Genomic DNA, 16,760 nt, shown 5'->3' on the forward strand with positions numbered 1-16,760 from the left:
CCCAAAGAGGGCGCATTGCGGCGTCTCTCCCTCCTTGTGTACGTCGAGTACACCGCGTCGGTCGATCCTTGCACTGCGCCCTCTTTGGGGCCAGCGCAGCGACCAATTAAATGTCAACAGGCCCTAGAGATGACCCATGTCTGAGACGCCGATTCTCGATCCGGTGCAAGCCTATGCGCTGTGGGCCGCCAGCTATCCGGCGCGCGCCCACAATCCGGTGATGCAGGCCGAACAACGCGCGCTGCTGTCGCTGATGCCCGACGACCTGTCTCGGCAGCGCGTGCTGGACGCCGGCTGCGGCAGCGGCCGTTACGTGTTGCAGGCGCTGCGGCGCGGGGCGGGGCGAGTGATCGGCGTCGACCTGTCGACCGAAATGCTGCAGCGGGCCGGTGCCGAGTTGCAGCGTGAAGTGACCCGTCCGACCGACTACCAGCTGATTCAGGGCAGTCTCGATGCGCTGCCGGTACACGATGCCTGGGCCGATCTGACGATCTGCGGCCTGACCATTGGCCACCTGCAGAATCTGCGCGAACCGCTGGCCGAACTATGCCGGGTCACCCGGCCGGGCGGCACGATCCTGTGCAGCGACGTGCATCCGATCGGCCATGCGCTGGGCTGGCTACGCGATTTCACTTGCGAAGGACAACGCTACGCGGTGCGGCACACGCCTTACCTCTACAGCGACTGGCACACGGCCTGTGGGGAACTGGGCTTGCGCATCGAGCGCGTCATCGAGCCGATGCTCGATCCAGCCGATATTCCGCAGGGGGCCCGCTTCGACCCGGTCGCGCTGAAAGTGCCGGTCGCGCTGGTGCTGCAACTGAAACGGCAGGATCGGGCACTCACCGGATCGACTCCGGTGCAAGGCTGCCCATGACGCGTCCCGCGAACACGCTGCTGATCAACCCGACGATGACCTCGCGCTCCAGCGCACGATTTCCGCTGTCCTTGATGAACCTCGCGGCGGCGCTCGGGCAAAGCGGGCAAAGCCGGATCATCGACGGCAACGTCGACCGCGATTTCATCACAGACAGCTTGCGCAGCATGGGCGAGACCGCGTTCGACGCGGTCGGCGTCAGCGTGATGGGCGGCCCGCAGGTCGAGCCGGCTATTGCCGTATCGAAGGCGATCCGCGCGCAGCACCCGCAGGTTGCCATCATCTGGGGCGGCTACTTTCCGACGCTGTACACGGACACCGCGCTGAACGCGCCGTATGTCGACTACGCGATCCGCGGGCAGGGCGAGGACAGCCTGCCGGAACTGGTGTCGGCGCTGAGCAGCGGCGCATCCGCCGGGCTTTCGCAGATCGCCGGCCTGTCGTGGAAGCAGGACGGCGCAGTGATCCACAATCCGAGCCGGCGCTTCTCCCGCGATGGCACCGCGCTGAGTCTGCGGTACGAGCAACTGGGCGATCCGCGCCGCTATCTGGCGCGCACGTTTCTCGGCCGTCGCACTGCGGCGCATCAGGCCGCGCTGGGCTGCCGCTTCCGCTGCACGTTCTGCGGCGTCGCCGCGATGTTCAACGGCGCCACCGCCTTGCCCGCGGCCGACAAGCTCGAACGCGATTTGAGTTTCTTGAAGTACCAGCTCGGCGCCGATTCGATCCAGTTCTTCGATCACAATTTTTTCGACCGCGAAGTCGACATGATTCCGCTGCTCGAAGTGATGGCGAAACTCGAGCTGCCGTGGTGGTGTTATGCGCGATCGGATGCGCTGCTGAACCTGTCCGAGTCCTCCTGGGCGCTGGTGCGCAAGAGCCGGTTGCGCATGGCCTACATCGGCGCGGAATCGCCGAGCGACAAGCTGCTGCACGACATCCGCAAAGGCACGCGGCCCGACCAGACGCTGGCGGTCGCGGAGCTATGCCGCCGCCATGGCGTGATTCCGGAGCTGTCGTTCATGGTCGCGCCGCCGGACGATCCGCATGCAGAGACCGAGCGCACCTTCGAATTCATCCGCGAACTCAAGCGCATCAACCCACAGTCCGAAATCATCATCTACATCTACACGCCGCTGCCGGCGGGCAGCCAGCACGACAACGCGCGCGGCAAGCGCGCGCCGGTGGTGTTGCGCGATCTGCACTGCGAGCCGATCGTGTTTCCGAGCACGCCGGAGCAATGGACCGAGCCGCGCTGGGTCGATTACGCCTGCCACGCCGACGCGCCCTGGCTGGATGATCGTCTGCGCCGCCGGATCCGTGATTTCGTCACCGTGCTGAAATGCCGGTTCCCGACTGCGCAGGACACGCGCTCACCGCAGTGGGCGAAGCGCACGCTGAGCGCGGCGGCGGCGTGGCGCTATCACTATCGCCGCTACGACCGTCCCTGGGAGCTGAACTGGGCCGAGCGCGCGATCCGGCTGCGCAATCCGCAAGTGTCGGGTCTCTGAGCCGCGCCGATGCACGTGGCGCAACTCAATCTGATCCGCGCTCCGCAGAATCGCGATCCCGAGGAAGTCCTTCAGGACTGGCACTCGCTGCCGGACATCGCCGAGTCGGTCGCCAGCGCCGGTGTTCGCGTGTCGGTGATCCAGTCTGCCGCGTACTCGCATCGCATGACACGCAACGACATTGACTATTACTTCGTGCAGACGCGTCCGGCGGGCTCGGCGGACCAGCGCAGCGCCGGATACGCGCGGCTGCTGAGCGAAATCGGGGCCGAGCTGCTGCATGTGCACGGCCTGGGATTCGCGGACGAAGTCTATGCGCTGTCGCGGCGTCTGCCGAAGCTGCCGATCCTGCTGCAGGACCATGCCGACCGGCCGCCGCGCTGGTGGCGGCGGCGACGCTGGCGGCGTGGTCTGTCGGCCGCCGCCGGCGTCGCGTTCACCGCACTGGATCAGGCGCAGCCCTTCGTGTCGGCCGGCCTGCTCGATAGGCGCACGCGGCTGTTTGCGATTGCCGAATCTCCGAGCCGCTTCACGCCGGGCGATAAGGCCAGCGCGCGGCGTGCAAGCGGGCTGTTCGGCGATCCCTGCCTGCTGTGGGTCGGCCATCTGAATCCGGGCAAGGACCCGATGGCGGTGCTCGATGGTGTCGCCGCCGCGGTGCGACAGTTGCCCGGCTTGCAGCTGTGGTGCTGCTATGCAAGCGCGGCCCTGCTCGAAGCGATGCGGCGTCGCATCGATCGCGATCCGCTGCTGGCCGGCCGGGTCCATCTGCTGGGCAGGGTCGCGCATGCGCAGGTCCAGGAACTGATGAGGGCAGCGGATCTGTTCGTGCTCGGCAGCCATGCGGAAAGCTGCGGCTATGCGGTGATGGAAGCGCTGGCTTGCGGCGTGACGCCGGTGGTGACCGACATCCCCTCGTTTCGCGCGCTGACCGGCGATGGCCGCTACGGTCAGCTGTGGCCTTGTGGAGACAGCGCGCAACTGGCACAGCGGCTGATATTGGCGGTTTCCCAGCCGCTGGACCCGGCCGCGCTGCGCGCCCATTTCGACGCGACGCTGTCGCTGTCTGCGGTCGGCCGGCGATGGGCCGAGGCCTATGCGCAGATGCTCGCATGCGCGGGCACCGCCCGAAGATGAAAATCGCGCTGGTGGTGCCCGGCGGCGTCGACCGCAGCGGCGAATACCGCGTCATTCCGGTTCTGCTAGCCCTGATCAGGCGGCTGGCCTGCGTGCACGAGGTGCATGTGTATGCGCTGTATCAGGAGGCTTCAGCCGGTTGCTGGGATCTTGCCGGCGCGAAGATCCACAACGTCGGCGACAGCTGGACGCGCTGGCGCGCGGTCGGCGCGATCGTCGCGGAACATCGCCGCGCGCGGTTCGACCTGGTGCATTCGATTTTCTCGGGCGCTTGCGGGCTGATTGCGGTGGCGGCGGCGATGCGGCTGCGGCTGCCGAGCCTGGTGCACATTGCGGGCGGCGAACTCGTCGCGCTGCCGGAGATCGGCTACGGCGGACGGCAGGGCCTCAAAGGGCGCGTGCGCGAAGCGCTGGTGCTGCGCGGCGCGAGCGCGATCACCGCGGCCAGCGAGCCGATCCTGGCATCGCTGCGCGAACTCGGGCTGCAGGCGCGGCGAGTACCGCTGGGAGTCGATCTGCAGGCCTGGCCGCCGCGCTCCCCGCGGCGCCGCGACAGCGCCGCGCCGGCGCGATTGATCCACGTCGCCAGCCTGAACCGGGTCAAGGATCAGACCACGCTGCTGCGCGCGCTGGCGGCGCTCGCCGATGCGGGTGTGGACTTCACGATGGATATCGTCGGCGAGGACACGCTGCATGGAGAAATCCAGGCTCTGGCGGCGCAACTGGGCCTGGACAGACGCATTCGCTTTCATGGATTCCAGACTCAGCACAGCCTGCGGCCGATGATCGAGGCGGCCGACATGCATGTGATGTCCTCGCGCCATGAAGCCGGTCCGCTGAGTCTGCTCGAGGCCGCCGTCGTCGGCGTGCCGACGGTCGGCACCGCAGTAGGGCACATGGCGGAGTGGACGCCGTCCGCTTGCCTGACGGTAGCGGTTGGCGACTGGCAAGGCCTTGCGAGCCAGATCGGCCTGCTGCTGGCAGACGAGGAACTGCGTCTGCGCATCGGCATGGCGGCGCAGGCGCGCGCCCTGCTCGAAAATGCCGATGAAACCGCGCGACGTTTCCAGCTGATCTACGCCGATCTGATCGCACCGCAGTAGGTCGGCAATCCCTTGCCGACGTGAGGCGATGATTGCGCATCCGGGGGTACACGTCGGCAAGGGATTGCCGACCTACGGGTCTACTGGCTGCAGCGCGGCGCGTACCACGAACATCGTGTCCAGCCGGGGCGACTGCACCAGCAGCCAGCGCAGCATACGTCGGCTCTGCGACAGCCTGGCCCAGGCCTGCTCGCTCATGTACAGCTGGGTGCGTGCGCTATCGGCGCGCTCTTTTATGGCTTCCGCCGAAGGCCGGATACGACGCGCCAGGTACTCGCACATTTCCGCTGCGGACCTCGACCATTCGATGCCAGGGAAGGCCTCGATCCACAGCTTTGAACAGGACACCGAGGTCAGCGTCTGATGTCGCGAGTGCAGGCGCAGCAGCCATGGACAAGTCGGCTCGATCAGACCGAGCAGGTCGCGTGGTATCGCGCTGCTGCGATAGCGCGCAATCAGCCGCAGCGGCGGCAGCGCCCACCAGAGTCGGCCGTCCACGCCGGCCCGCCGCAGCTCGTCCCAATCCGACTCGCGCATCCGCGACGCCAGCAGCGCGATGTCGTGCAGCTGCAACAGCTTCAGGCCGCGGCCGCGGACGTTGCCGGCCGCATGCAGCAGCAGATGCGTCATCAGCGCGGCTCGCGACGGGTAGCGGTTCAGGCCCGGACGAGGCGAGCGCGGAAAAATCTGCGCGCTGATATCCACCGTCGAAATCGGCAAACGTTCCTGCACGCGGGTATGCAGTTCGACGTTGATCGGATTGTCGCGGTGTTCGCCGAGTTCCGGGCTGGGGCTGCCGATGCGCGGCTTCAGCACATGGTGGCGCCAGGTGACGAAGGACAGGTAGTAGCCGAGGTCTTCGAGCATGCGCAGCGTCGGCTCGACATCTTCGTCGCGGACCAACAGGTCGATATCGGCCATCGGGCGCTGGCCGGCCGCGTAGACGCCGAGTTCGTGCAGCGCCGCGCCCTTCAGCGGCACGATCGCGATGCCGGCGCTGCGCGCAGCCGCATCGATGCGCTCCAGCAGTTCGGCGATGCGTCGATGCCGCTGCGCGATGTGTTCGCGCTGCGCGGCAAGAAACCGCTGCCACTCCACCGGACCCCGCCACGCCAGCGATTCCGATAGCAGCGTCGAGACGCCGTGTGCCGCCGAAACCGCGCAGGCCAGCCGCCATTCGAGTTCGCTCCAGTCCGGCGCGCGCTCGCCGGGGCTGGCGAGTTCATGCGCCAGCGCTTCGGTGGTCAGTGCCAGGCCGGCCTGCACGGCTTTCAGCGCCGGAAGGGCTGCGGGTCGTATGCTCATATCAGGCCTCTGATTGGGCCTCTGATTGGGCATCGGACTGGGCATCGGTCTGAGCGACCGGCGTGAACGGGATCGCGGCCGCTTCAGTCCGATGCAGGTGTTCGCATGCGATCAGCGCGTCCCAGCTCCGGTCGAGCGCGGCGTTCGCGCTCCGATGCTGGCTGGCGACCTGCTCATGCAGCAGATCGCGGAATCGCCGGTAGAAGTCCGAGTCGTAAGTGCCACGGAACATCATCGCCAGGTCGTTGCTCTCCTGCCAGTGGGTCTTGTCGCCGAGCTGGGCTTTGACCTGCTCGTAGAACGGTGTGCCGGGCAGCGGATACGAGACGCTGACGCCGATTTCATCCGGCATCGCGCGAGTGACGAGATCGCGAGTCGCCAGCAGATCGTCCAGATCCTCGCCCAGATAGCCGAGCTGGATGAAGAAACCGACGCGGATGCCGACTTCACGCAGCTGCGCGCGCGCCGCGATCAGTTCCCCGACCCGTGTGCCCTTGTTCATCGCGTCGAGCACGCGCTGGCTGCCGCTCTCGGCACCGAGCCACACTTCTGTGCAGCCGGCCGCCTGCAGTGCCGAGGCCATGCGCTGGCTGATCAGATCGGCGCGCGTCTGAATCGTGAACGGCACTGCCGCGTCGACGGCTTTGACGCGCTCGGCGAATTCCGTCACCCAGTCGACGCGAAAGCCGAAGATGTCGTCGGCGAGCCAGATGTGGTCGGGTTTGAACATGCGCTTCAGGTAGCTCATTTCCACGGCGACGTCCTGTGCGCTGCGCTGGCGATAGCGGTTTCCCCAGATCGGTTTCGCGCACCAGTTGCAACGGAACGAGCAGCCCCGCGACGCGGCCATGTTGAGGCTGAAATAGCCGTGCCGCTGCTGCCACATCGAGCGGTAGCGCTCGATGTCGAGCAGATCCCAGGCGGCCAGCCCCAGGGACTGCGATACCGGCAGCAGCGCGCCGGCGCGCGCCGCGTGGATCTGCCCGTTCACCAGGGACGCGACGCCGGTGATGCCGCCAACCCAGCGCTGTGGCTCGATACCCAGATCCGTGTCGAGCCGATCGACCAGTTCGAGCAGCGCGCTCAGGCCTTCGCCGAGCAGCACCGCGTGCGCGCCCGCGGCCAGATAAGTCTCGGGCACGTCGGACGCGTCGGAGCCGGCGACGATCACGCGCGCGCCGTCGGCTCGCGCGATGGCGATCATGCGGCAGGCCGCCTCTCTCATGCGGCCGAGGCACATCTTGGTCAGATAGTTGAAGTTGTCCTCGTACAGCACGACGACTTCCGGCCGCGTGGCCTGCAAGCGGCCTGCGTAGTCGTCGACGCCGTCGGCCAGCATCGCGTCGAACAGCGACACGCGATGGCCGAGATCGCGCAGATTCGCCGCGACCTGCAGCGTCGCCAGCGGCGGATAGGGTTTGCCGCGCTCCCACTGCTTTTGATCGAGTCGCAGAAAGTAGGAATGCCCGACCAGAATACTCAGCATTGTTGGCGACGCTCCAGTTAAGTCCATCAGTCGTTTCAGGACAGCCGGGCGGCTTCCTGCTTCATGTGCCCGTCACGTGAGTACCGTGGTTGATCGCTACGGGTTGCATCGGCGGGTTTTATTTTTTTGCGCGGCCGGGAAGTGCTGCGGCTGTGATATGAAGCGGGCTCCAGCCGATAGCGATGACCATGGCTCAGAACGCAACACGCGGCGGCTTTGACCCGTTCAACGAAATACCGGCTCGCCTGCTGCGTGTCCGCAAACAGCTGCTGGGCGGGCGCTTTTGCTTCGAGAGCGAAAGCCGCGCTCTGCTGAAACTCGTCGACATGGCGTATGCCGGACTACCGCGTCACCAGCTGTCGACGCCGCCGGCGGATTTCCGCATCCGCCTGCGCCTGGTGCCGCGTGAATCGCCGATGACGGCGGACGAGCCGCCGATGCTGAAAACGCAGTCCGGCGCGGGCCTGCTGTGCGGCGTGATGGATGCGCAGAACTACGCGATCCTGTATCCCGATCAGCGCAAGGCACTGATCGTGGTGTCGGACGACATGCTGGATCGGCCGTACTATCCGCGCTACGAGTTGATCGAATTCGCGGTGTTCACGCTGGCGGCGCGCGCTATGGGACTGGTGCCTCTGCACGGTGCCTGCATCGGCCGCCGTGGCCGCGGCCTGCTGTTGCTCGGCGCCAGCGGCGCCGGCAAGTCGACGCTCGCCTTGCACGGCCTGCTGCAAGGGCTGGAATTTCTCGCCGAGGACGCGGTATTCGTCGAGCCGCACAGCCTGCTCGCCACCGGCACCGCCAACTTTCTGCATTTGCGCGCCGATAGCCTGCAAGCCTTCACTAGCGCGGCGACCATCGCTTGGGCGCAGCAGTCGGCAGTGATCCGCCGGCGCAGCGGTGTGCAGAAATTCGAGCTGGATTTACGCGGCAGAAATCATCGGCTCGCCGCCGCACCGCTGAAATTGGTCGCCGCGATATTCGTGTCTTCGGCGCAAGCCAGCGACGCGCAGGATCTGCTGCAGCCACTGGCCACAGCGGCCGTAGTCGAGCGGCTGACCGCGGATCAGCCCTATGCCGCAACGCAGCCTGGCTGGCGCAGTTTCGTGCGGCAACTGTCGCGCATGAACCTCTTCGAACTGCGGCGCGGACAAGGTCCGCAAGCAGCCGTCGCGGCCTTGAGTGGCCTGCTCGGCTGAGAGGCTGCGAGTTTTCCGCCCGCGGCCGGCGCAACCCATTTCGCCGCAGCCGGCACTCACCCGGCGTGATCGGAATTTTCCGCTCGGCCAGGGAGAGTCGATATGAAGCCCCAGTGCAGCTTGCCTGCAGCGGCGACGAGGCAGCGCAGCCGCTCGCTAGTACCGTGGCGCAGAGGTTTCGCAACAAATCCGCTCGGTCTGGTGGCGCGATACTGCGTTGCTCGTCGTCGCCATAGCGACGGCTATGACTCCTCCTCGCGCCTGGTCTCGCGCCCCCATCCCTTCGCGCCTTCGTTGCGAAACCTCTGCGCCACGGTACTAGTGATGTGTCGCCTGTTGCTGTCGTCCTTGTGCCTCGCGCTCGGCGCCTGTGCCGGCAACGGCGATGACCTCGACCAGAACGGACGCCCGATATCCGAAGGCGGCACACCGGATGGCGAACTGACAGCCAGTTTCCAGTCGATACAGGACAATGTGTTCACGCCGATCTGTACCCAATGCCACGCCGGCGCCAGTGCGCCGCAGGGCCTGGATCTTCAACAGGGCTCGAGCTACGACATGATCGTCAACGTCGTCAGCCAGGAGCAGCCGACGCTGGCGCGCATTGCGCCTGGCGATCCCGACGCCAGCTATCTGATCCAGAAAATTGCGGGCGCCGCCGGCATCTCGGGCGCGCGCATGCCCTACGGCTGCCCCACGTCGCAACCCTGCCTCGACGCCGCGACCATCGACGTGATCCGGCAATGGGTCAGCAACGGCGCGCTCAATGACTGACGAGCGGCCGTGCCGCCCGCAAAAAAAACAAACGACCAGGGAATAGACCGATGAAATACCCGCCTACAAATCTGACGTCATCGCTGCGGATGCTACTGCCGCTGCTGATCGGTATCGCGGTTCATACTCAGGCCCGGGCCGAGCCGTATCTCGCGGCGCGGGAAGGCCTGCAATGCGCGGCCTGCCACGTCAATCCGAGCGGCGGCGGCATGCGCACGGAGTTCGGCGACGTCTACGCGCAGACGCGCCTGGTAGCCAAGCAGCTGGACATGGGCGAGCGCGGCCTGTGGACCGGCAAGCTCAACGATTTTCTGCGCGTCGGCGGCGATCTGCGCTACGACGCCAGCGCCACCGACACGCCCCATCAGAAACGCAGCGACGGGTTCGCGCTGCAGGAATTCCGCGCCTATGGCGCGGTCGATCTGATCGATCGGCGCCTGACGCTGTACGCCGACCAGTTGCTGGCGCCGGGCAGCAGCATCAATCGTGAGGCTTACGGCCTGTTCTGGTGGGACGAGCATCAGGCTTATGTGAAGGCCGGCAAGCTGTATCTGCCGTACGGATTGCGGCTGCAGGACGACAGCTCGTTCGTGCGCCAGGCCACCGGTATCAACTTCACGACGCCGGACAACGGCCTGGAACTCGGTTGGGTCGGCTCGTCGTGGATCGGCCAGCTTGCGGTCTCCAACGGGGCCGGCGGCGGTGAGGAAAACGACCGCGGCAAGCGCGCCACCGCCAGCGTCGCCTACGTGCAGCACATCTGGAGGCTCGGTGCGAGCGCCGACTACAACGATGCCGCGATTGGCAAGCTCGAACAGGGCGGAATCTTTGCCGGGTTGGACACCGGCCCGATCACCTGGCTCGCCGAAGCCGACTACATCGTCGACAAGAGCCTGACGCCGACGCGCAAGCAGTACGTCGGCTTGCTGGAAGCGAACTGGGCCTTCATGCAAGGGCATAACCTGAAGCTCAGCGCGGAGTATTTCGATCCGGATCACCAGGTCGACGAAGATCAGCGCAATCGCCTGAGCGCGATCTGGGAGTTCAATCCGATCCAGTTCATCCAGACCCGCGTCGGCTTCCGGCGCTACGACGGCATCCCGCAGAACGATCTGCAGAACCGCAAGGAACTGTTCGTCGAATTGCACGGACTGTTCTGAGCACCGGCCGGTTGCCGCTGGGCGCCTTGACGCGGGCGGAGATTCCGGCCGTCGCGTATTACGTGGCCGTATCGCTGGCGACGGCCCTGTCGGGCAGTCTGGCGGCGCTGCTGCTGGTGCCGGTGATTCAGCCGGCCGGCAGCGGCGGCCGAGTCTTCGGCGAGCTGCAGGGCTTCGGTGCGGCGGCGGCATTCATGGCCATGTCGGCGATCTTCGCCACGCTGCGCTGGCAGGCCGCGCGGCAGAACGCGCGACTGGTCAGCTGCTGCGCGATGCAGCTGCGGCGGCGGGTGCACGCGCGCCTGGTCGATGCGAGTTTGGCCTCGTTGTCGGATCGCACGTCTGCCGAGATTTCCAATGTGTTGACCTACAACGCCGATGTCATTGCCCAGGGCTACAACGCGCTGCTGCAGCTGCTGGTTGCCGGCGTCACCTGCGTGGTCAGCCTCGGTTTCGCATTGTGGATGTCGCCGACGCTGACACTGGCGGTGCCGCTGGTGCTGGGGCCGGCGGTGCTGGCTTCGAGGGCCTTCGGCCACGAGCTTTCGAGCATCAGCCGCCGCTACGTCACCGATATGACGCGGCTGTTTTGGCTCAGCGAAGATTTTCCGCGGCGTCTGCGCCACATCCGTTCCTTCGAACGACAGGCCGATGAGATCGCGCGCTACGGCGCCGTTTCAGAACGGCTGAGCCGTGCTTATCGCCGGCAGCAGGAGCTGGTGGCTGCGGGCCGCCTGATCCTTGAAATGCTGGTCGCGATCAGCACCGCGGCGATCTTCGCGTTCGCCTATCGTTGGCGCTGGGTCGATCAGGACACGCTGATCGCGGTGTGCCTGCTGCTGGGGCGGCTGCTGCCCTATGTGGTCTCCACGCGGCAGAATTTTCAGCAGATGCGGACCGCGCTTCCGGCGTATCAGTTGTGGCGGCGCTACATCGATATCGAGCCGGCGGCGCAGCCGATGCCGGCGGCCGAAGCGGCGGTCAACGACCAGACGCTGCATATCCAGCGGCTGCGCCTGGACTTGCCGTCGGCGCCGATTGAAATCCGCGATCTGGTTCTGCGGCCGGGCGAGTTGACTCTGGTGTGCGGCGATTCGGGCATCGGCAAGAGCAGCCTGTTCGACGTGCTCGCCGGAATGGCCGCACCGGCGGAGTTCGCAGCCCGCATCGGCGGACAGCCTGTCGATTTCGATCGCTATCGTGCCTTTGTCCGCAACGGCGCCTATCTCAGCCAGGGCGCGCGGCCTTGGCAGGAATCGGTGCGCGATGGCCTGCTGTGGGCGGCGCCGCAAGCGACGGACGAGGCCTTGTGGCAGGCGCTGCAGGACGTCGGCCTGGCGCGAACGCTGCGCCAATCGCACGCAGGGCTGGCGACGATGCTGGGCAGTTCCGCGAGCCGCCTGTCCGGAGGCGAAATGCAGCGCCTGCTGCTGGCTCAGGTGATACTCCGTCGCCCGGTGATCGCGCTGCTGGACGAGGCCACGAGCGCGCTGGACGCCGCGTCGGAGACGGCCGTGCTGGCGCGGATGAAGCACTGCCTGCCACGGACGATCCTGCTGGTCATCTCGCATCGTCCGGCCGCGGCTGGCGTCGCCGATCGATGCCTGCGCCTGGCGAGTGATTCCGTCGCCAGCGTCATGCCGAGCTGATCGGAGCCGTTCATCGGCGCCGGAAAAAACTCACACCTGGGTGCCTCACCCACGATTCGATCACGCAACCTTTTGCGCAGCAGTCGGCACTTACTGGAGTGCGTTGCAATCCACGCAACGAGTTCAAGGAGAGCTTGCATGAAAAGGAAACTGGCCGGTAACCGGCGCTGCAATCGGTATCGCACATCGGCAGCACTCGTGCTGCTTGCGACGCTTGCACTCGCCGCCTGCGGCGGCAGCGGCGACGGCATGAAGAGCGGCTACTCGGAGCGAACGCTGGTTTCGGATGGCGCCGTCAGCGCGCCGCACACCGACGCCAACCTGGTGAATCCCTGGGGCCTGGTGTTCAATCCCAGCGGCTTCTCGTGGATCGCCAACAATCACACGCAGACCTCGACGCTTTATGACGGCAACGGCGTTGCGCAGCCGCTGATCGTGACGCTGCCCGAAGGCAGCAACGGCGATGCCGATCCCACCGGCATCGTGTTCAATTCCAGCGGCGATTTCGTCGTCAGCCAGGGCCTGGTGTCCGGTCCCGGCGTGTTCATTTTCGATGGTGAAGGCGGTGCCATCGAAGCCTGGTCGCCGTCGGTGAATCCGACCCGTGCGATCGTGGCTTACGACGATGGCTCCGGCGGCGCGGTGTACAAGGGGCTCGCTCTGGCCAGCTCCGGCGGCGCCAATTTTCTGTACGCCACCGATTTCCACAACAACAAGGTCGACGTGTTCGACACGCACTACGCGCACGTGTCCACGCCGGGCGGCTTCGCCGATCCGGCCTTGCCGCCCGGATACGCGCCGTTCGGAATCCAGAATATCGGCGGCAATCTTTACGTGAGCTACGCCAGGCAACAGTCCGGTTCGGACGACGAGGCGGCCGGCGCCGGGCTCGGCCTGGTTGATCTGTTCGATCCTCAGGGCCATCTGATCCGTCGCGTCGTCAGCCCCGGCGCCGCCCTCAATGCGCCCTGGGGAATCGCGCTGGCGCCTGCGGACTTCGGGGCTTTCAGCAATGCGCTGCTGATCGGCAATTTCGGCGACGGCACCATCAATGCCTACGACGCGACCACGGGCGCATCGCTGGGCAGCCTGAAAACGCCGGACGGCGAGACGCTGGTGCTGCCGGGGCTGTGGGCGCTCGTGTTCGGCAACGGCTTGAACAGCCAGCCGCTCAATTCGCTGTTCTATACCGCGGGCGCCGATGACGAGGACCATGGCGTTTACGGCGTCGTCGAGATGTCGACTTCGAGCGGGGCGAGCGGCGGCTACGGCGGATAGTGCGCAAGCCCGCTTGCGCTCTCGCCGCGATGCTGACGATCGCCGCTGCGGTGTTCTCACCGCCGTGTTTCGCACAGGACGACGATGAGGCTGCAGTCCAGCAGCGGCTCGCGCCGCTGCTGGACCGATTCGTGTCCAGCGTCGATGCGCTGTCCGGCTACAGCGTGATCATGACAATGCAGCAGCGGATCGGCGGCGAACTAAAGCCGACCGAGACGCTGCTGATGAAGCATCGCCGCAAGCCCGAATGCCGCTATCTCAAATGGATAGCAGAGCCGCACAAGGGTCGCGAAGTGATCCTGTGCACAGACCGTGACGGCGGCAAGCTGCGGGTGCACCAGCCGGGGCTGCTCGGCCTGCAATTGTTGCTGTCACCCGATGATCTGATCGTTACCAGTGGAAACCTGCGGCCGATCTCGCAGAGCGGCATCTTCAACATGGCTCAGCTGATCAGGAACGAAGGGCAGAGGCGCGCGGCAGGCAGCCGTGACGGCGCGCCGCTGCCGATGCTGTCGGAACGCAGCGTCGACGGCCAGGCGTCGCTGTGCGTGCATCGCGACCAAGGCGCGGCTGCGGGCGACCCGGCGCCGTACGAAGTCGGCGCCAGCGAGCTGTGCCTGGCTTGGCTCAGTGCGATGCCCACCGACGTCAAGTTCTGGAACACTCGGGGCCAGCTGATGGAGCACTACGGCTTCCGCGACTACGAACTCGACCCCGAACTGGGCGAGCTTCAATTCGATACCCGGAATCCGGACTACCACTTCTGAGGTGCACGCGCAGCCCCGTCATTCCCGTCGCCGGTGTTTGTCCGGCCGCGACCGAATCCCTACAATCGGCCGCATCGCGCCACCCACAAACCCTTCACCGCATGCCATCCAAGCCGAAATCGACGGCCTACTTCACGCCCGAGGTGTTCCGCTTCCTGCGCGGGCTCGCGCGCAACAACAGCCGCGAGTGGTTCCTGGAGAACAAGCCGCGCTACGAGGCCCAGGTGCGCGAGCCGGCGCTGCGTCTGATCACCGACATCGCGGAGCCGCTGGCGGTGATCACGCCGCAGCTGATCGCCGATCCGAAGAAAGTCGGAGGCTCGCTGTTCCGTATTCATCGCGACACGCGATTCTCCGGCGACAAGACGCCGTACAAGACCCACGTCGGCATCAGCTTTCACCACGCCGCCACCAAGGCGGTATCGCGCTCCGAAGGCAGCAACGCGGCGATGGGGCGTCTCGACGCGCCGATCCTGTATCTGCATATCCAGCCGGGGCAGAGCTTTGTCGCCGGCGGTATCTGGCATCCGCAGCCGGATACCTTGAAGCTGATCCGCGACTACCTGCTGAACAATCCCAAGAGCTGGAAAGAGGCGACGCGTCATCCCGGCCTGCCGAAGAACTGGGAGATGGGCGGCGAAGCGCTGTCGCGGCCGCCGCGCGGCTACGATCCGGCGCACGAGTTGATCGGCGATCTGAGGCGCAAGGATTTCATCGCCCGTGCCGAACTCAGCGACGACGAACTGCTGAGCCCGGATCTGCTGCGGCTCCTGATCCGGCTATACCGCGGAATCGCGCCGCTTTACGACTGGCTGTGCGGCGCGCTGGATCTGGAGTTCTGAGCGATGACCGCCTACGTCGCGCTGCTGCGCGCGGTCAATGTCGGCGGCACCGGCAAGCTGCCGATGACCGAACTGAAAGCGATGTGCGAATCGGCCGGTTTGACACGGGTGCGCACTTATATCGCCAGCGGCAACGTGGTATTCGACAGCAGGCTGTCCGCGGCCGCGGTCAAGGCGGCGCTGGAATCGAAACTGCAGAAGTACGCAGGCAAGCCGGTTGGCGTGCTGGTCCGGACGGCGTCCGAAATGGCGGCCGTGCTGGCTGCCAATCCGTTCCCGGACGCCGCGCCCAATCGCAATGTCGCGATCTTTCTGGACCACGCACCGCCGGCGGATACGCTGCAGAATGTTTCCGGCCGGCGTGGCGAAGCGATCGGCCTGGGGCTGCGGGAAATCTATGTGCACTACGGCGACGGCATGGCGGATTCGAAGCTGAAAATCGCGGCCGCGAAAGCCGGCACCGCGCGCAACATGAACACCGTCGCCAAACTGGCGCAGATGGCGGCGGAAAAAAGCGGCTCGTAATGCGAAGGCCGCGTTCGAAGCCAGCACCGAAGCCGTCATTCCCGCGAAAGCGGGAATCCAGAACGGCTTTTCTTACTCTGCGTTGAGCTGATGAAATCTCTCAGGTCGGGTCTTGTGCCAACCTATGAACCACCGCCGTTCTACTTCTGATACCGCGCCTGATACGGCGCGCCAACAGCCTGCGACCAGCTGGCGGTGGCGTCCCAGAGCCGCGCGGCGACGGCGGCGTCTTCGCTGTCGGCGCTCGGCTTCGCGGCTTGGCAATTGCGGTAGTAGAGGCCGCCGGCGAGGCCGGGCCGCGTCGCGCAATGCAGCGAGGTCTGCGCACCTTCGGCGGCGGTCAGCAGAAAGAACGCTTCGATCGGGCGCAGCGCCTTGCGCAGCGCCTCGACTCGCGGGTGACCCGCCAGGCCCTTGCTGGCGATATCGGTCAGCACCGCGCCCGGATGCAGGCAGTAGGCCTGCAGCTGCGAGCGCTGCGCATAACGCCGCTGGATCTCGAAGCCGGCGTGTATCAGTGCCAGTTTCGACAGCCCGTAGGCGGCCCAGGAGTGGTAGGGCCGGGTGCGCTCGAACAGCTGATCGTTGCGGCCTCTGGTATGCAGTTGCGATACCAGGTTGACGATGCGTGCGTCGCCGCTGGCCGCCGCGGCGCTGCACAGCAGCGGCAGCAGACGATGCGTCAGATGCATCGTGCCGAGATAATTGCTGCGCCAGTGGATCTCGAAGCCGTCGGCCGACCGGCGCGGCTGCTTCCATTTCGACAGCAGGTCCAGATGGACGCCGGCATTGTTGATCAGCACGTCGAGCCGCTCGCCGTGACGTTGGCGGTAAGTTGCGACGAAACGCTCGACCGTGGCGGCATCGCACAAGTCGAGCGTGATCGCGTCGATCGGCCGCCGCGCTGCGTCGCTCAGAACCGTCGCCAGCGCCTCGGGTTGCGCACGGGTCGTCACCGTGACCTCGGCGCCCCACTGGGCGAGAGCCTTCGCGGTTTCGAAGCCGATCGAACCCGGGCTCGCGCCGGTGACGATGATCCGTTTTCCGTCGAGGTGCACCGGTGTCGCAAGGCGCGGCCTGACTAGGCCGCTGCGCAGGAGGCGGCTGAGGCTGACGGAGCTGGCTGCGCCGATGTCGTTCATCGGTG

At 66.2% G+C, this 16,760-nt stretch carries 15 protein-coding genes; 12 read left to right on the plus strand and 3 right to left on the minus strand.

All coding sequences use genetic code 11. The annotated features are described in order from the left end of the window. The first annotated feature begins 136 nt into the window (after positions 1 to 136). The 4 genes from JWQ90_RS22660 to JWQ90_RS22675 are packed head-to-tail and all read left to right on the plus strand — an operon-like array spanning position 137 to position 4,628. Positions 137 to 877, plus strand: a complete 741-nt coding sequence (locus tag JWQ90_RS22660) for a class I SAM-dependent methyltransferase (RefSeq protein ID WP_299697269.1) — start codon at positions 137 to 139, stop codon at positions 875 to 877. After that, entirely contained in the window at positions 874 to 2,388 is a 1,515-nt protein-coding gene (locus JWQ90_RS22665; RefSeq protein WP_299697270.1) for a radical SAM protein, read from the plus strand. The genes JWQ90_RS22660 and JWQ90_RS22665 overlap by 4 nt, the downstream gene beginning before the upstream one ends. Before the next feature lie 9 nt (positions 2,389 to 2,397). Next, the gene (locus tag JWQ90_RS22670; RefSeq protein WP_299697271.1) at positions 2,398 to 3,525 is read left to right on the plus strand and encodes a glycosyltransferase family 4 protein; all 1,128 of its coding nucleotides are present in this window, start codon (positions 2,398 to 2,400) and stop codon (positions 3,523 to 3,525) included. Further along, positions 3,522 to 4,628, plus strand: coding sequence for a glycosyltransferase family 4 protein (locus tag JWQ90_RS22675; RefSeq protein ID WP_366919577.1), 1,107 nt, complete (start codon positions 3,522 to 3,524; stop codon positions 4,626 to 4,628). Before JWQ90_RS22670 ends, JWQ90_RS22675 begins: the two co-directional genes overlap by 4 nt. A 72-nt stretch (positions 4,629 to 4,700) precedes the next feature. On the opposite strand, the gene JWQ90_RS22680 is transcribed toward JWQ90_RS22675, so the two are convergent. Together JWQ90_RS22680 and JWQ90_RS22685 are read right to left on the minus strand one after the other, a co-directional pair. After that, positions 4,701 to 5,933, minus strand: a complete 1,233-nt coding sequence (locus JWQ90_RS22680; protein ID WP_299697273.1) for a nucleotidyltransferase family protein — start codon at positions 5,931 to 5,933, stop codon at positions 4,701 to 4,703. 1 nt (position 5,934) lies between these two features. Then, positions 5,935 to 7,419 (minus strand): radical SAM protein, encoded by a 1,485-nt coding sequence (locus JWQ90_RS22685; protein WP_299697274.1) that lies wholly within the window; start codon positions 7,417 to 7,419, stop codon positions 5,935 to 5,937. Between the two features lie 188 nt (positions 7,420 to 7,607). On the opposite strand from JWQ90_RS22685, the gene JWQ90_RS22690 reads away from it, so the two are divergent. The 8 genes from JWQ90_RS22690 to JWQ90_RS22725 all read left to right on the plus strand — a co-directional run bounded on the left by JWQ90_RS22690 (position 7,608) and on the right by JWQ90_RS22725 (position 15,613). Next, complete coding sequence (locus JWQ90_RS22690; protein ID WP_299697275.1) at positions 7,608 to 8,618, plus strand: hypothetical protein; 1,011 nt, start codon at positions 7,608 to 7,610, stop codon at positions 8,616 to 8,618. 324 nt (positions 8,619 to 8,942) lie between these two features. Then, positions 8,943 to 9,392, plus strand: a complete 450-nt coding sequence (locus JWQ90_RS22695) for a c-type cytochrome domain-containing protein (RefSeq protein ID WP_299697276.1) — start codon at positions 8,943 to 8,945, stop codon at positions 9,390 to 9,392. 50 nt (positions 9,393 to 9,442) lie between these two features. Then, positions 9,443 to 10,552 (plus strand): hypothetical protein, encoded by a 1,110-nt coding sequence (locus JWQ90_RS22700; protein WP_299697277.1) that lies wholly within the window; start codon positions 9,443 to 9,445, stop codon positions 10,550 to 10,552. Positions 10,553 to 10,563: 11 nt separating this feature from the next. Next, a complete protein-coding gene (locus tag JWQ90_RS22705; RefSeq protein WP_299697278.1) occupies positions 10,564 to 12,201 on the plus strand; it encodes an ABC transporter ATP-binding protein in 1,638 nt (545 codons plus the stop codon). Between the two features lie 138 nt (positions 12,202 to 12,339). Then, a complete protein-coding gene (locus tag JWQ90_RS22710; protein ID WP_299697279.1) occupies positions 12,340 to 13,479 on the plus strand; it encodes a TIGR03118 family protein in 1,140 nt (379 codons plus the stop codon). After that, on the plus strand, positions 13,479 to 14,246 hold the full coding sequence (locus JWQ90_RS22715) for a DUF1571 domain-containing protein (protein WP_299697280.1): 768 nt from the start codon (positions 13,479 to 13,481) through the stop codon (positions 14,244 to 14,246). The genes JWQ90_RS22710 and JWQ90_RS22715 overlap by 1 nt, the downstream gene beginning before the upstream one ends. A 101-nt stretch (positions 14,247 to 14,347) precedes the next feature. Continuing rightward, on the plus strand, positions 14,348 to 15,088 hold the full coding sequence (locus tag JWQ90_RS22720; RefSeq protein WP_299697281.1) for a DUF2461 domain-containing protein: 741 nt from the start codon (positions 14,348 to 14,350) through the stop codon (positions 15,086 to 15,088). 3 nt (positions 15,089 to 15,091) lie between these two features. Continuing rightward, the gene (locus JWQ90_RS22725; RefSeq protein ID WP_299697282.1) at positions 15,092 to 15,613 is read left to right on the plus strand and encodes a DUF1697 domain-containing protein; all 522 of its coding nucleotides are present in this window, start codon (positions 15,092 to 15,094) and stop codon (positions 15,611 to 15,613) included. Between the two features lie 140 nt (positions 15,614 to 15,753). Here JWQ90_RS22725 and JWQ90_RS22730 read toward each other — a convergent pair whose 3' ends face one another. Continuing rightward, the gene (locus JWQ90_RS22730; protein WP_299697283.1) at positions 15,754 to 16,755 is read right to left on the minus strand and encodes an SDR family NAD(P)-dependent oxidoreductase; all 1,002 of its coding nucleotides are present in this window, start codon (positions 16,753 to 16,755) and stop codon (positions 15,754 to 15,756) included. Positions 16,756 to 16,760 lie beyond the last annotated feature (5 nt).

It is taken from the genome of Hydrocarboniphaga sp. (assembly GCF_028291725.1).
In the GTDB taxonomy this organism is placed as follows: Bacteria; Pseudomonadota; Gammaproteobacteria; order Nevskiales; family Nevskiaceae; genus Hydrocarboniphaga.

Coding starts and splice junctions, on each gene's coding strand:
- JWQ90_RS22660 (WP_299697269.1), top strand. CDS start 137: ATGTCTGAGACGCCGATTCTCGATCCGGTGCAAGCCTATGCGCTGTGG.
- JWQ90_RS22665 (WP_299697270.1), top strand. CDS start 874: ATGACGCGTCCCGCGAACACGCTGCTGATCAACCCGACGATGACCTCG.
- JWQ90_RS22670 (WP_299697271.1), top strand. CDS start 2,398: ATGCACGTGGCGCAACTCAATCTGATCCGCGCTCCGCAGAATCGCGAT.
- JWQ90_RS22675 (WP_366919577.1), top strand. CDS start 3,522: ATGAAAATCGCGCTGGTGGTGCCCGGCGGCGTCGACCGCAGCGGCGAA.
- JWQ90_RS22680 (WP_299697273.1), bottom strand. CDS start 5,933: ATGAGCATACGACCCGCAGCCCTTCCGGCGCTGAAAGCCGTGCAGGCC.
- JWQ90_RS22685 (WP_299697274.1), bottom strand. CDS start 7,419: ATGCTGAGTATTCTGGTCGGGCATTCCTACTTTCTGCGACTCGATCAA.
- JWQ90_RS22690 (WP_299697275.1), top strand. CDS start 7,608: ATGGCTCAGAACGCAACACGCGGCGGCTTTGACCCGTTCAACGAAATA.
- JWQ90_RS22695 (WP_299697276.1), top strand. CDS start 8,943: ATGTGTCGCCTGTTGCTGTCGTCCTTGTGCCTCGCGCTCGGCGCCTGT.
- JWQ90_RS22700 (WP_299697277.1), top strand. CDS start 9,443: ATGAAATACCCGCCTACAAATCTGACGTCATCGCTGCGGATGCTACTG.
- JWQ90_RS22710 (WP_299697279.1), top strand. CDS start 12,340: ATGAAAAGGAAACTGGCCGGTAACCGGCGCTGCAATCGGTATCGCACA.
- JWQ90_RS22720 (WP_299697281.1), top strand. CDS start 14,348: ATGCCATCCAAGCCGAAATCGACGGCCTACTTCACGCCCGAGGTGTTC.
- JWQ90_RS22725 (WP_299697282.1), top strand. CDS start 15,092: ATGACCGCCTACGTCGCGCTGCTGCGCGCGGTCAATGTCGGCGGCACC.
- JWQ90_RS22730 (WP_299697283.1), bottom strand. CDS start 16,755: ATGAACGACATCGGCGCAGCCAGCTCCGTCAGCCTCAGCCGCCTCCTG.